This is a genomic window from Pseudomonas sp. CVAP#3, from assembly GCF_018986375.1.
GTDB classification, from domain to species: Bacteria; Pseudomonadota; Gammaproteobacteria; order Pseudomonadales; family Pseudomonadaceae; genus Aquipseudomonas; species Aquipseudomonas helvetica.
This window is the reverse complement of the sequence record NZ_JAHMSC010000011.1, coordinates 56,384-71,560: the sequence shown is the minus strand read 5'-3', so window position 1 is coordinate 71,560 and position 15,177 is coordinate 56,384. Positions and strand designations below refer to the sequence as shown.

Genomic DNA, 15,177 nt, shown 5'->3' with positions numbered 1-15,177 from the left:
ATGGCGTCCCATATGGAATGGTTAGGATTGCCGCTGATCACGTTAACGCACGCTGAGTCATTAATGCCCGGGCATTGGACTGCTTGGGCGTTTTACATCGCGTTTTCGCCTTGCCGAGTCAGGGCTCGCAATGCGGCTTGATTGAGGCAACCGCGGCGTACGCAGTAACAGACTGATTTCCTCTGCGCTGACCGCTCTGCTGAAAAAGTGGCCCTGAATTTCATCGCAGCCGTTTTCACGCAGGAAGGTTTGCTGCTCTTGGGTTTCGACACCTTCGGCAATGACCCTGAGGTTCAGTGTGTGCCCCAACGAAATCACTGCGGTGGCGATGGCTTTGTCGTTCTCGTTGTCGGGCAGATCGCGCACGAAAGACTGATCGATCTTGAGTCTCGCGATCGGGAAGCTTTTCAAGGCTGCAAGGCTGGAGTAGCCGGTGCCGAAGTCGTCGATCGAGAGGCTGATCCCCATTGATTGCAGTTCTTTCATTTTGTTGATGGCTTGCTGAAGGTCTTGCATGATCAGACTTTCGGTCAGCTCCAGCTCAAGGTACATCGGGTCCAGTCCGGTTTCTTTCAAGGCATGCCTCACTCGGTCGATCAGGTCCCTTTCGATGAACTGGCGTGCTGAAATATTCACCGATATGGTGATCGGCGGCCAGCCCGCATCCTGCCAGTCCTTGTTCTGTCTGCATGCGGTATGAATCACCCAGTCGCCGATGGGCACGATCAACCCGGTCTCCTCGGCCTGCGGAATGAATTTGATTGGAGACACCATGCCGAGCTCGGGGTGCTGCCAGCGGATCAGTGCCTCTACGCCGATAATCTGACCTGACTGCAAATCCACCTGTGGCTGGTACAGCAGCAGGAACTCGTCATGGTTGAGTGCATTTCGAAGCCCGTCTTGCATGGCGAGCTTGCCCTGGACCTTGTTATTCATCTCGCTCGTATAGAACTGGTAACTGTTGCGACCCAGCTCCTTGGCCCGGTACATCGCGGCGTCCGCGTTGCTGAGCAACGTGTCGGTATCGCTGCCGTCGGCAGGGTAAGTGGCCAACCCCATGCTGCAGGTGACGTGGAGTGTATGTCCGCTTAGCTGAATCGGCCGCAGGATGGCTTCCTGGATTTTGTGCAGGGCAGGGGTAACGCCGTCGAGGTCTGAGGGCTGGTCGAACAGGATGATCACAAACTCGTCGCCACCCAGTCGCACGACGGTGTCGGTGCGGCGTACACATTCCAGCATGCGCTGGGCGACGGTTTTCAGCAGTTCGTCTCCAGCACTGTGCCCAAGGCTGTCATTCACCAGTTTGAATTTGTCCAGATCGAGAAACGCCACCGTCACCTGACGGTTGTAGCGCTGAGCATAAAGTATTGCCTGCTTGAGGCGGTCTTCGAGCAGTGTGCGATTCGGCAGCCCGGTCAGTGCGTCATGGTCGCCCATAAAGCGAATGCGCTGTTCGGTAAGTTGGCGTTCTATTGCAATGCCGGCAAGCGGTGTCGCCATGTCGATCAGTCGCGTCTCGGTCGAGCTAGGGCTGCGTACGGTGTTGGAATACAAGGCAAACGTCCCCAATACCTTTCGCTCATGGGACAGAATCGGCGTCGACCAGCAGGCGCGAAATCCATAGGGCGCAGCGGCTGATCGGTACTCCTCCCACAGCGGATCCAGCTCGATATCCGTGACGATGACTGGCTCTCGTCGATACACCGCGGTGCCGCATGAACCGACACTCGGACCGATCGCAATCCCGTCAATGAGCTGGTTATAGGCTTTCGGCAAACTGGGGGCAGCCCCGTGCAGCAGGTGCTTGCCATCCTCATCCAGCACCAGGATGGACACCATCATCCCCTCCAGTTGGGACTCGACCAGGTGAGCCAGGCTGTCGAGGACTTCTGCAAGCTCGGTACTCCTGGCGATCAGCTCCAGGACATGACCTTGTCCGGCACGGATGATGGCTTCTTGCTCTAATCGGTTGTTTTGCAGGGCGAGCCGCTCTGTGGCGATACTCAATTGAACCGATTTTTTTTCCAGCTGAAGTCGGTCTTTGAGGAATTGATTCACCGCGCGAGCCATGTTGGCGATCTCGTCCTTCCCATGTTCTGCCATCATCAAATGCGTTTTGTCAGTGTGTTCCTGACGCAATTGCCGGCTTATTGCATTCAGGCGCACGAGCACATGACGGCCCATGAAGACCCGGGTCACAAACCAGGCGAACACCAGGCTGGCGCCCAACATGATCAGCACCCATTGCTGGCTACGGTTTGAGGCCTCCACCAGGCGCTGTACGGCTTCGCGATAGTCTTCGGTGTAAGCACTGGATTGCGCACGGGCCAACGCGACCAGAACCCCGGCCTCATTCTTCAGCTCCTCATTGAACCGCTGTATGACGTTGTGCTGATTGATAAGCTTCAGGCGCAGGGAGAAGAGCTTGGGCATCTCTACATCAGCGTCGGATAACTTGCCTGTGGTACGTGACAGGTGCTCATACCGGATCCGCAGGCGTTGCACGGCATCACTGTCAACAGCCTGCGGCAGATCGAAAAGTAACACTGCCAGCTCCAGGCTGGCCCGGGTCTGGGTCGCGGTTAACCGGGCAGTGTGATCCTCCAGGGTTTGCTCGAAGGTGACCTCGGTTTGCAGCAGGCTTTCTCGCAATTGCGCAACGATGTTGGCGGTATTGCGGAACATCTGACTCGACTGATACATATCGAGTATCGCCACGCCACTGTTCGCGGCAGTCAGCTGCTGCACCAGCTGATCAAGCGCTTCAAGTTGTTCGACGGTCGCTGCATAGCTTGAACGCAGGGTGTCGGGGGAGCGGGTTGTCAGAAGCTGATCGGTCTGGCGCTCGATCAGCAAGGTACGATGCAACATGTCTTGCCCATTTTGCATGCGGACCAGTCGTTCATCCGTCAGCTGGCGGGTGGCGCTGTTTGATGTGCGCAACGCGTAGACCGCAGTTGCACCACCCGCCAGGATCAGCAGCGCCAGCGTCAGAAACGCCAGTGTGAACTGTGCGCGTAGCGATTGCGGCAATAGCTGGCGTCCGAGCCGGGAAATGACGTCCAATGTCAGGGGTTCCATTGGTGGCGATAGATGTCTCGATAACCATTGTCAGGGTCGTACTGGAATTTCTTCCCGCCGTCGAAGGCGATATTGTCGGCATTGACCAGGTGAATCGGCGCTACGAAGCCGCTCACCGGCTGACCTGCAAATAGCCGGTTCAACTCATCCATCACTTGCCAGCCATGCAGGTTTAGCGGCTCGGCCACGGTGACGGTCTGGTAGGTTTTTGCCTGTATGCGCAAGAAAGCCGAAGCGCTGCCATCACCGGCAGACAACAGGCTGATGCCGTCACTGGGTATTGCGGCGTTGGTCAATGAGGCAATCGAGTAGTCGAAATAGATATCGTTGATGGCCAGCGTGTGGGTCCAGCGCTTGCCATAGCGCTGAAGCAGCTCGTTGGTGATCGCCGGCATCTTCTCGCCACTTTCGGAGATCGCGACATCGCGCACTTCCAGCAATGTACATTCCCGACAGGCCCGAATGACGTTTTCCATGGCGTTGGCTTTCGCCATGGCGATGCTGTATTTGGAGTCGGTCAGGATGACCACGCCGGCGTGGCCGTTTGACTGTGCCACTGCCGCCATGGCCGTGAGGCGAGCCACTTCGAGCGGGTCGGTCGTGACGTTCATGGCCACCGGCGTGCCGTCAATCGGCCCGGGGCGTGCCCCAGCGTGCCAGCCGACCACCGGCACATCCCTGTTGGCGAAGAGGATCAGCGCCGGATTGTTCTCAAGGGCATCGGAACCGCACAGAATGAGGCCGTCGGGTTTCGCTGCCAGAGCGTCGGAAAAGGCCTTTGCGCGCCCGGCCGATGACCCAGCGCCATCGAATATTTTCAGCGTCCAGCCCATCGCCCTGGCTGCCTCGCGAGCGCCCTGCGCGACACCGACAATTCCACCGTTACGCAAATCTTCTGCGACAAGGGCGATGCTCTTGCCCCGCAGGGCTTGCGGGCCGGATTCAGGGCCGCTCCAGCGAACGGCTTCGAGGGTGGCCCTGGAAACGATTTCCTGCGCTTGAATCACCGTAACCGTGGCGTTTTCGACACCCGCTGCAGTTGGCAGGTTCTGGCCGTATCCGGGAGTTGCCGTGAAAAGACAGAAAACCGCAATTGAAGCCATCCAGGGTAACCAAGGCCTGATCAGACAGGTTCGATCACCGCATGTGATGGCGGGTCTGGAGCCGATGGCGCGATCATAGTCTGGCATGGCGTCCCTTTTTGCCGAGAGTGCAGCGTTCACTATCCGCAAGGATAGTCGGTTCTGCTGTCATCAGGTCTTTTGTGGGTAAAGCCTGTGAACTTTAGTCCTGAGCATTCAGGAAATGGGACAGGGTCCATGACACAAAACAAAGGACGAAGGCCAATTGCATCGTTGACTACATTGGAGATGTCTTCGAGCGGCTTTAGGCCGAGAAACGCTCTTCACCTGTGACGTCTGCCACGAATTATGTACGCCTGGTCATCCACTCGGACGATAAACCGATTGAAAGTGCAGGGCGCCCCTCTCTGGCGCCCTTTCAGAACTATAAACCCGGAAATGTCTACACAGTAGACCTGGTCATACGCTCATCTATGGGCTTATGCGGTATTTCGGTCGGAATAAGTTTCTTGCCAGTGCAGAATCTGCTGTTGGATATTCCAATGAATAATGTGCTTGTAGAGTTTCTCGACGAAGGCCACTTCGAACCCGGCGGCGACTGCCCACTCGCGACGGTCTTCGAGCATCGCCGCGACCCGCTCTGGAGCGGGGATAGCCCGTTCATTGGCTTTGAATTGCGCAGCGGCTTTTACATAACCCAGGCGTAGTTTCAAGGACTCAAGGATCTGGCGATCATAAAAATCGATGCCTGCCCGAATATCATTGAGGTTTTCGCAGGCTTCAGGTGTTTTAAGTGGCGACATGGTGCTTGTCTCAAGGTGTGTTGAAAATAGCCAGTTTCAGATGACATCGAATCGGGGGCACGTTTCCCTGATGGAGTTTGAAGGTCGTCGCTCATTCCCCCCTTGTTTGACATGCACCCCCCCGAATTGCCAGGCATCCGTCTCAAGCTCGGTAATGACCTCATCGATCAATGCGTCGATCATTACGTTGTCGTGATGATGGGGTGTCGTTATCAAGTGCGCTGTATCGCCAGATACCGCCAGGCAATATTTCTTCGCAATCCTCTGCGACGGACAAGGGAACACTACGGTGATGGAGTTCTCGTTGCGCCAGGCATCAATCCCCGCAGCCTGGAATCGATCCACTGCATACTGGGCTTTTTCCAGGCTGTGGTGGACACGCTGGCGCCAGTCAGCGAACGAGTGGCTGCGTAGCGCCGCCCACATCATCAAGGGTGTATGGCCATTGCGCGAGCCGCTGATGGTCTTGTCATGGGCCAGGATGTAGTCCACTTCCACCGAGATGCGCGCAACGTCCTTGCGTTTGGCCACGACGATTCCGCAAGGAATGGGCGAACCGATCATCTTGTGGCCGGAGACGCAGATCGAGTCGATGCCATCGGCGAACGAGAAGGGCTGTGGGTGATCGACGAAAGGCAGGATCATCCCGCTCAGCGCTGCGTCTGCGTGCAGGTAGTAGTCATGACGGGCAATGCCCGCCTGCTGCAGACGCTGTTGAATGGTGGCGATATTGTCGACGGCTCCGCGTAGGGTGGTGCCGATGTTGGCGAAGATGATGGGGTGGCGTTCCTGGTCGGCGGTTATTTTTGCCATCAGGTCGTCGTAGTCGATTTCGCCATTGGCCAATGACTCGACTGCACGACATTTGATCCGTAGCAACTTGACGATCTTCGCAACGGAGTAATGGGTGTCTTTCGAGTAGTACAGGGTGCCATTCGGGAACAGTTCGCGACCCAGGTAGCAGCCAAACATGTTGCCTTCGGTCCCCCCGTTGGTGACGTAGCCCCAGCTGTCTTCGAGCGCGATGTTGAACAGCTCGGAGAAGTACGTCATGACGTCCTTCTCAAAGTCGAATGAGTTCAACAGGTAGTTGCTGTATTCGTTCCAATCCCCGCAGTTATTGATCGAAAAGCGCAGGAAACGATGCAACTGGGAGTAATCGAAGTCCGCTGATTCGGGGTACCCGATATTGAAGTACTGATTCGTCACGCAGTGCTGCCAGAAGCGCTCAAGCCTGCTTTGGTCGGCAGTGGATAAAGTCATGCCTAACTCCTTTTAGAAGCCGCCCGGTCAGGCGGCTTTTTGCTTGGTGTCTACCAGCGACCACCAACTGGCGAGCGTGGGCGAGGCCGCCAGCTCTTCGAAGCTCACAGCGATGCCGCGTTCTTTGAGCTCCGCAGCGAGCTTCATCACCCGCAGGGAATCGAGGCCGTAGAAAATCAGGTTTTCCTCCGGGTCCAGGTCTTCACAGTCTTCGACAAGTTGCAGTACGCGGGTGTGTAGCCAGGCGCGGGTGGTTTCCGCCGCCAGGAGTTGGCGTAGTTGCTTTTTGTCGATCTTGCCCACGGCCGTCAGCGGCATGGTCTCGATGAGCCGGATACGATCGGGGAGTTTGTATTCGGCGATGCCGAGTTCCATCAAGTGGCGTCTCAAGGCCGGTGGTTTGAGATGGGGGTTGCGGGTGACGACGAAGGCGCAGCTCTTTTCCCCCAGTCTGTCGTCGGGCATGGCCACCAGGCCGGCGTGGGTCACGTCCGGGTGGAGGACGATGAGGTTTTCGATTTCCTCCGAGGCTACTTTTTCGCCACCGCGGTTGATCTGATCCTTGACCCTGCCGACGACCCGCAAATCGCCTGTCGGTGTGAGCTCAACGAGATCGCCGGAATAGTAGTAACCCTCATTGTCAAACGCCTGGGCATTCTGTTCGGGGCTTCGGTAATAGCCGCAGAACGTGTAGGGACCGCGAGTGGCGAGCATGCCAGGCTCGCCGTGGGGGACGGGAATGCCTTGTTCGTCAACGATTTTGATTTCGTCATCCGGGCTGATCGGACGGCCTTGAGTGGTGAAGATCTGTTCGTTTGAGTCGTCCAGGCGGGTGTAGTTGATCAGGCCCTCGGCCATGCCGAACACCTGCTGCAACTTGCAGCCGAGCACTCCGGGAACCTGGCGTGCCAGCGAGTCGGCGAAACAGGCGCCGCCGACCTGGAGGAATTCCAGCGATTGCAGTTGCTCTCTGTGCTCCGGCGCGGCCTGCAACCACAAGGCGACCGCACTTGGAACCAGGGCCACGGTATTCACTTCATGGCGCGCTATGATCGAAAAGCACGTCGACGGCTCCGGGCTGGGAGCCATGACGACAGTGCCGCCGGCATACAGGACACCCAGGGCGCCGGGCGAGCTGAGCAAGAAATTGTGCGCCGCGGGCAGGGCGCACAGAAAGCGCGTTTGTGCAGTGAGCTCGCATACTTGCGCACTCGCCCGGGCGTTGTAGTGATAGTCGTTATGGGTGCGCGGGATGAGTTTGGGGGTGCCTGTGCTGCCGCCCGACAATTGGAATAGCGCCACTTCGCCCGGTTCGCTGGGGGAGAAGTCCACAGGGTGCTCACTTGGGGTTTTGATCCAGGCGGCGAGGTTGTTCTGGTGACGCGGTTCGCCCAGCAGCAGGGTGATTTCGGGGCTGGAACCCACTTCCTTGAGGTCTGTGATGTAACTGTCGTCGCGAAAGACTTCATGCTCACGAGAGGCGATCAGCAGCCTTGGCGTGATTTGCTTTGCGTAGCTCTTGAGTTCCAGTTTTCGATGGTTGTAGAGCGCGTTGAGGGGCGCAATCCCGGCCTTGAGCAGCGCGAACAAGACAATGTAAAACTCCGCAATATTGGGCAATTGCACCAAGGCGCTGTCGCCGTTGCCAAGCCCGCTGGCCGCCAGGCGCGAAGCCAGGTTGGACGACAGCTGCTCCAGCTCGGCATAGCTGAAACGACGATCACCGCAAATGATCGCCGATGCGTGAGGTTGCGACTGGCTGCGTGCCTGGAGAATGTGTGTGAGTGGTTGGTCGATCCAGTAGCCTTTTTCCCGATAGCGCTGTGCTCTGTCGAGGGGCCAGTGATTGAATTCTATAGTCATGATTGTCACTACTGAAAAAGTTCGTATTAGTGGGCCAAACCGCATGCGCGCAGCATGGTGCCGAGTTTGGTCTGGACTTCTGTCCATTCGGAGTCGGGGCTCGAGGCTTCGACGATGCCTGCGCCGGCGAACAGGCGGACCCTGTTGCGTTTGACGGTGCCGCAGCGAATGGTCACCACCCACTCGCCATTGCCTTGGGCGTCGCACCAGCCAACCATGCCGGTGAACAGGCCACGCTCGAAGGGTTCGACGAAGCGGATCAGGCGCCGGGCGCGCTCGGTGGGGAAGCCACAGACAGCAGGGGTTGGATGCAGGCGACAGGCAAGCTGCAAGGCCGAAACTGTCGGATCCGCCAATGTGCCTTCGATACGCGTGGAGAGATGCCAAAGTGCGGGCGTGCTGATGAGGGTAGGGCGCTGGGGCACATTCAGCTGTGTGCACAGCTCCCCAAGTTGAGTGGCGATGTCCTCGGTCACGAGGCGGTGCTCGTAGTGATCCTTTTCCGAGGCTGACAGCCAATCTGCGTTGCGCCGGTCCGCTTGTGGATCAGTCATGCGTTTGGCCGAGCCTGCCAGCGGGTTGGAAACGAAGTTCAGACCGTCCTTGTGAACGAGCAGCTCGGGGCTGACGCCGATCAGCGTAGCGCCGTCCGGCATGGGTACACGGAAGTGATAGCCGCTTTGATTCTGGGCCCGCAGATTGTTCTGCATGGCGACCACATCCACATCCTGCGCAAACACCAACTCACGTTGCACCGAAAGCACGGCCTTGCGCACATCACTGTGGCGGAAGTTGACGATCGCGTGCTCTACCGCACGTTTGAAACCTTGCTCGTCCGGTATGTTTTTTTGCTCGATCAGTTCAGGCAGTGCTGCGACGCCTGTCCGTACGGTGGCGCTTCGTGCTCGCCACTCGGCGTGTTCGGGAATGTAGAGACAAGAGGCTTCAGCAGGATCGAAGGGGATGGCGCCGACGACTATCGGGTTGTTCTGACCGGTCTTGCGCGCCCGGTCGAGGGCTTGCTGCACGGTTTTCTGGAACAGGCTATTGGCGTTATCGCCGCCAATGGCAGGTGTTTCGATTCGCTGAAGCATCCCGGCAACTGTTAGTTCTCGATCGCCGGAGGTAAATGAAAAACTCTCTTTTTCATCAATAGCTTGCACCTCATCCGTGTCATTCGCTCTTAGGGTGCCCGATCTCATTTGGGGAAAGCCTCCGTGGCCTATGGGTAAAAAATTAAGTCTTGAAATATAATCATTATCGTTTCTATTATGGGACGCTAATCATTTAGATTTGTCAATCACATGAGTGAGCCATGAGAGAGTTAACTTCAATGCAAGCCGCCTGTTGGATCGGGCGTGCTGCTCATGCGTCTTTAGGGAGCGTTTCGGCTCATCTTTATGCCGAGTTCGATGGTCGTTCCATTGACCTGGAACGGCTGCGCACGGCGCTTGAACGGGTATGCCGGCTGCATCCCATGCTGCGGGTCCGGCTGAATGCGGATGGCCTGCAATCCATTGCTTCGATGGACCAGTCACCGCAGCTGGAAGTCGAAGATCTACGCTCGATGACCGAGCCGGAAGTAGCATGGCATCTGCTCTGCAAGCGTGAGGAATGGACTCATCAGCAGCTTGATCTCGGCCATTGCCCGGGCGTCCGTTTCTCGGTCAGCCTGCTGGCAGACGATGAGTTCCGCTTGCACGTCGATACGGACATGATCGCCATCGACCCATCGAGTTTTCGCACGTTAATCGAAGACCTCGCACGGTTTTATGATGACCCCGACGGACCGGTTCCACACACGCCTTCTTTCTTCGATTGGTACGACAAGGCACGTACCGATACCTCGCTCAAAGTCGCCCGGGAACGAGACCGTATTTGGTGGCGTGAGCGCCTGGCTGAAGTCGCTCCTGCGCCCACATTGCCGTTTCTCGAGGTTCAGCCTGATCAAGCCCGCAGCCATCGATTAAGCACATGGCTTGGCCCCGATGAGCGCCAGGCGCTGCAGCGTCTGGCCCGTGAGCGAAGAATGACCCTGTCGACCTTGATGATGGGGCTTTTCGCCGCTGTACTCGGGGCGCAGACGGGGGACCAGAAATTCCGCCTCAACGTGCCCTCATTCTGGCGTCCGCCATTGGTGGATGACGTCGAGCGGGTAGTCGGTGATTTTGCCAACGTGCTGATTCTCGATGTGGATATCGAGTCGGCCCGCAACCCTGCAGCCCTTTGTACGCAGATGGCGAAAAAAATGGTCGACTTGCTCGAGCATTGCGCCTATCCAGGGGTGAATCTGATGCGCGATCTATCTCGCCATCATGGTTCGCCGCAACTGGCACCGGTGGTGTTTACCGCAGCACTGGACATGCCGGGCGGCGATCTTCTCTCGGAGCGCGTCCGGCGTGTCTTCGGGCCGATGAACTGGGTGATCTCCCAAGGGCCCCAGGTTGCACTCGACGCGCAGATCGCATGCGCCGACGGCGGCATATTGATCAATTGGGATATTCGCCTTGATGCTCTGCCGCAAGCCTGGGTGTCGGATCTGTTCGATCGCTTCGTGGCGATCGTGCGTGAGGCGTCTGTCTGCTCCGCTGTCCTGGATCTACCGTTCTCTCAGCGCAGGCTGCCGCTGAACGCTCTTCAGCAGGCCTATCTGCTTGGGCGCAGCCCGCAGATGCCGCTGGGCGGTGTGGCCATGCAGGAGTTTCGCGAGTACCGCGGCTCTTTGGATCCTGCTCTGCTGCGAAACCGTTTGGCCGGGATGGTCCAGCGCCACGAAAGCCTGAGAACACGGATCGATGCGCAAAAACTCGTGCAGTTTGCCAGTGACGAGGTGCAGATAAATCTGCAGGAAGTCGACCTCACGGCTCTGTCGCCAGAAGATGCCCTTGGCTATGTTGAGGAGCGTCGTGAGGCGTATGCGCATGCGCTGTTCGAACTGGATCGCTCGCCCTGGAATGTCACGGTCTTCCTGCTCCCGGAAGGTCATCTGAATGTTTTTGTGCGCCTTGATGCATTGATCCTCGATGGGCGATCGATCGCAACCCTCATGGTTGAACTGTTCGACGGTGTCGTCGGCGAGGAACCGTTCACAGAGGTCATGCCCGAGCCAGAAGACCTCGCCCGCCAACGCAAGGCGGATGCCGTTTATTGGAAAGCCAAACTTGCCAGCGTGAGCGGTGCTCCACGTTTGCCGTGGATCACCCCGCTGGACCAGGTGGGCGCTTCTCGCTATGAGCGACAGAGTCTGTTGGTACCCAAGGCGGTGTTCAGCGCGTTCTGCAAACTGGGAGCGCGGCAACGGCTGTTCAAGAATTCCGCCCTGATGGCGCTGGTGCTGGAAGTGCTTTCCCACTGGGTCGATGAGGGGGGAGTGTGTGTCGCGGTGCCTGTTGCTCCGCAAACGAGTGGTGCCTTCGCCAATCGCTCAAGCTTTATCGCGGTCAATTGGAGCACCGATCCAGACGGTTTTGCGCAGCGGGCTACCCAGCTGCAAGTCGATGTGCTGGAAGGTTTGCAACATCTGGCCTTTTCAGGGGTTGACCTTGCCCGGTTGCTGTTCGAATCCCACGGCCCGGGCCCCGTCCTGCCCGTGGTGATCACCAACGGTTTTTCCTGGCCGGTCTCGATGGCGGACAGTCCCATGAGCCTGTGTGGCGGGCTGACCCAGACACCTCAAGTGGGGATGGATATTCGCTTCTCGGCGAATGCTGATGGTGCCTTGGTGTTCGACATCGACTATGCGCGCGAAGTGCTTGATCCGGCTGTGGTCAGCGATATCTTGAGCGCCTTCGAAAGGGCGATCGGTCAGATCACGGCAAACGGTGTTTTTGCCATTGATGCCCCGGCGATTATCGACAGGCGCCACTACCGGCTGAATAGCCCGGTTACCGAGGCGTGCCACGCAGCGTTTCTCGGGCAGATCGCGAGCAATATCTTTGATCGTAGCAACGCCAGAATCGCCCTCATCAGCGGTGACCGACAAATCAGTTATGCCGAGCTTGGTGACGGCGTATGTCGGGTGATCGCTGCATTGAAAGCGCGCGGACTTTCTCGGCACGATGTGGTTGCCATATGCCTGCCCCGTAGCCCAGAGCACACGATGGTGACGTTGGCCTGTGCACTGACGGGCTTGATCTGGGTCCCCATCGATGCTTCGGCACCTGAGGAGCGACGGCTTTTTCTGCTGGAAAACTGTCGACCTGATCTGGTGGTGATCACCCAGGGCGAGTCTGTCGAGCATCCTTACACGACACCCGATGAGCTGCTGGCAGTGCAAGCCGAGGTTCCACCGGTGATGGAGGACTTGTCGTCAAGCGAAGCGCCGGCCTATTACCTCTATACCTCGGGCACTACCGGAAAACCCAAATGTGTGGTGCTGAGCAACCGAGCCACAGCCAATGTCATTGGCAGCACCCTTGAGCGCTGGGCAGTGACCGAGCGCGATGTGTTCATGTCCGTAACTCCGCTTCACCATGACATGTCGGTTTTCGATGTGTTGGGCTGCCTGACAGCGGGGGCGACGCTGGTACTTCCTGGCCATGGCGAGGAAAAGGATGCGGTGCGCTGGAATCAGTTGATTGCCCGGCATCAGGTGACGTTGTGGTGTTCGGTGCCAGCCATCCTGGAGATGCTTCTTTCTTGCCGCGCCGCTCATGACTTGAAGAGCCTGCGCCTGATTGCGCAGGGTGGTGACTACATCAAGCCCGCCGTGATCGCCGAGCTGCGCGCGCTGCTGCCGGCTTCCCGGCTGATCTCCCTTGGGGGGCCGACGGAGACAACCATCTGGAGTATCTGGCACGAGATCACTGCCGATGACCAAGCGCTGATCCCCTATGGAAGGCCCTTGCCCGGTAACCGTTACTTCACCCTTGATTCACAGGGTGAGCATTGCCCGGTGGGCGTTGTCGGCCGAATTCACACGGCCGGTGTCAATCTCGCACTGGGCTACCTGGAAAACGGCGAGCTGACACAGAGCGAGTTCGTGACCGTCAGCGATGAACATGGCCAGGCTGTTCGTGCTTTCCGCACCGGTGACTGTGGTCGTTACCGTCGCGATGGCACCTTGATCTTCGACAGTCGGGTCAACGGCTATGTGAAAGTTCGCGGTGTACGGGTGTCGCTCCCGGATATCGAGATCGAATTGATCAATCACCCATCGGTCAGGCACGTGCTGGTCGTGGATTATGGCGAGCAGCGTCGAGGTGAGGTCTGCATCGGTGCGCTGTATGTCGGCCAGCAGGGTGCCGCAGAGCTGACGGCAACCGAGTTGCGCAACTATGCCCGCCAACATCTGCCGCACTCCCATGTACCCACGCGGTTCTTGAGCGTGGATGAGATGCCGCTGTCGCAAAACGGCAAGCCTGATCGCCAGCGGGCCCGCAGCCTGCTCACTGCGCCGGCGAATGAAGTGGCCGAGCCTGCCGCCAGGATCATCTCGACCAAGAGAAACAAGGTGCTGGACCTCTACTTGAGTGTACTGGGCCGCCCGTTGGAAGACGGGGTCAATGGCGCGGTGGATTTCATCAGCCTGGGGTTGCGTCCCCAGCATTTGAAAGCCATTTCGGCGCGGTTCCAGGAAGACTTTTCGGTGGTGCTTTCACCCGGGCAATTGCTGCGCTGTCGCAATGCACAAGACGTCGAACGGCTGCTCATGGCTGAAGGTTCGTGAGCGCCTCTGAATACTATTGAAATGAATGGAGTGGGGCACCCAGAGCGTGCTCCCTTCTAACCAAACAGCAGACCCTATGGAGATGGATTGGATGACGGATGTACCCACTGTAGATATTGCCGGTGTTGGCATTGGGCCCTTTAATCTCGGGCTGGCTGCATTACTGTCCAGGCACCCGGGCGTGACGGGTATTTTCCTTGATCGTAAAGCGGAATTTCGCTGGCATGAAGGACTTCTCTTGCCAGGCACGACGCTTCAGGTTCCCTTCCTGGCGGACCTGGTGACGATGGCTGACCCCACGCATCCACTGAGTTATCTGAACTACCTGCATCAGCATGATCGCTTGTATCAGTTCTATTACTACGAGAACTTTCAGGTGCCGCGGCGCGAGTACGACCATTACTGCCGATGGGCGTCGCAGCAGTTGCCCGCCTGCCACTTCGGCGAAGACATCTGTGATGTGAGCTATGACGCGAGCGTTGACCGATTCCTGATTGAAAGCCAGTCCGTGTCCGGCTTCAAACGCCGTTACTACAGCCGGGACCTGGCGATTGGCGTCGGCACCGTGCCGTTGTTGCCGAAATGGGCCGAGTTCAAGAGCACGGCGCCGGTCATGCATTCGGCGGAGTTCGGCAAAAGGCAGGAGCAGTTGGCGCAGTGCCGGCGGGTCACGGTGATTGGCTCCGGGCAGAGTGCGGCGGAATGCGTGCTGGCATTGTTCAACGAGTTGACCCCCGAACGGATCGCGGCCGGTGCTTCGATTCGCTGGATCACGCGTTCGCCGGGCTTCCATCCCATGGAGTATTCAAAACTTGGGCAGGAGTGCTTTACGCCCTCCTATATGGAGTACTTCCACAGTATTCCACGGGAGCGTCGCCGAGATATCGTTGCGGGGCAGGGCTTGCTGTACAAGGGCATCAGTTTTTCGACCATTGCCGAGATCTACGACCTGATCTACGAACGCTCGATTGGCGGCGCTGATACAGGCCTGACATTGCTTTCCAACTGCGAGGTCGAGACCGTGGAGGATGTCGACGGCACGCTGCGAATTGCCTACCGGCACCGTGAACTGGATCAGACCAGTACCCTCGAGGCAGATGCCATTGTTGCGGCGACGGGATACGGGCATGCCTGGCCGCAGTGGTTTGAACGGCTCAAAGGCGTCGTGCTTGAAACCGATGAATACGGCGACTGTATCGTCCAGGAAGATTTTACGGCGCGCCGCTGCGACGAAGGCACGGGCCGTATTTTTGTGCAGAACGCGGAGATCTTCCAGCATGGTGTTGGTTCGCCGGATCTCGGGGTAGCGGCCATTCGCAATGCGACGATTGCCAACCGGTTACTCGGTCGAACGCACTACCGCTTGCCCAAGCGCTCATCGTTCCAGCGCTACGGGATGCATGAAGCGTAGAGCTTG

The 15,177-nt window shown here is 58.0% G+C and carries 8 protein-coding genes; 2 read left to right on the top strand and 6 right to left on the bottom strand.

The genetic code is table 11. The features are described 5' to 3' along the window. Positions 1 to 60 precede the first annotated feature (60 nt). The 6 genes from KRR23_RS19035 to KRR23_RS19010 all read right to left on the bottom strand — a co-directional run bounded on the left by KRR23_RS19035 (position 61) and on the right by KRR23_RS19010 (position 9,294). On the bottom strand, positions 61 to 3,081 hold the full coding sequence (locus tag KRR23_RS19035) for an EAL domain-containing protein (protein ID WP_216743764.1): 3,021 nt from the start codon (positions 3,079 to 3,081) through the stop codon (positions 61 to 63). Further along, positions 3,069 to 4,088, bottom strand: coding sequence for a substrate-binding domain-containing protein (locus tag KRR23_RS19030; protein ID WP_216743845.1), 1,020 nt, complete (start codon positions 4,086 to 4,088; stop codon positions 3,069 to 3,071). The genes KRR23_RS19035 and KRR23_RS19030 overlap by 13 nt, the downstream gene beginning before the upstream one ends. Positions 4,089 to 4,642: 554 nt before the next feature. Beyond that, positions 4,643 to 4,966 carry an isochorismate lyase gene (locus KRR23_RS19025; RefSeq protein WP_054597213.1) on the bottom strand — a complete coding sequence of 108 codons (324 nt, stop codon included), beginning with the start codon at positions 4,964 to 4,966 and terminating at the stop codon, positions 4,643 to 4,645. Positions 4,967 to 5,002: 36 nt separating this feature from the next. Further along, on the bottom strand, positions 5,003 to 6,229 hold the full coding sequence (locus KRR23_RS19020; protein ID WP_216743763.1) for a histidine decarboxylase: 1,227 nt from the start codon (positions 6,227 to 6,229) through the stop codon (positions 5,003 to 5,005). A gap of 27 nt (positions 6,230 to 6,256) precedes the next feature. Continuing rightward, a complete protein-coding gene (locus KRR23_RS19015; protein WP_216743762.1) occupies positions 6,257 to 8,092 on the bottom strand; it encodes a (2,3-dihydroxybenzoyl)adenylate synthase in 1,836 nt (611 codons plus the stop codon). Positions 8,093 to 8,118: 26 nt separating this feature from the next. Next, on the bottom strand, positions 8,119 to 9,294 hold the full coding sequence (locus KRR23_RS19010) for an isochorismate synthase MenF (RefSeq protein WP_216743761.1): 1,176 nt from the start codon (positions 9,292 to 9,294) through the stop codon (positions 8,119 to 8,121). 131 nt (positions 9,295 to 9,425) lie between these two features. Here KRR23_RS19010 and KRR23_RS19005 point away from each other — a divergent pair, with 131 nt between their 5' ends. Together KRR23_RS19005 and basC are read left to right on the top strand one after the other, a co-directional pair. After that, on the top strand, positions 9,426 to 13,760 hold the full coding sequence (locus tag KRR23_RS19005) for an amino acid adenylation domain-containing protein (RefSeq protein WP_253912179.1): 4,335 nt from the start codon (positions 9,426 to 9,428) through the stop codon (positions 13,758 to 13,760). A 91-nt stretch (positions 13,761 to 13,851) separates the two neighbouring features. Further along, positions 13,852 to 15,171: a putative histamine N-monooxygenase gene (basC, locus tag KRR23_RS19000; RefSeq protein ID WP_216743759.1), complete on the top strand. Its 1,320-nt coding sequence runs from the start codon at positions 13,852 to 13,854 to the stop codon at positions 15,169 to 15,171. The last annotated feature ends 6 nt before the right edge of the window (positions 15,172 to 15,177 follow it).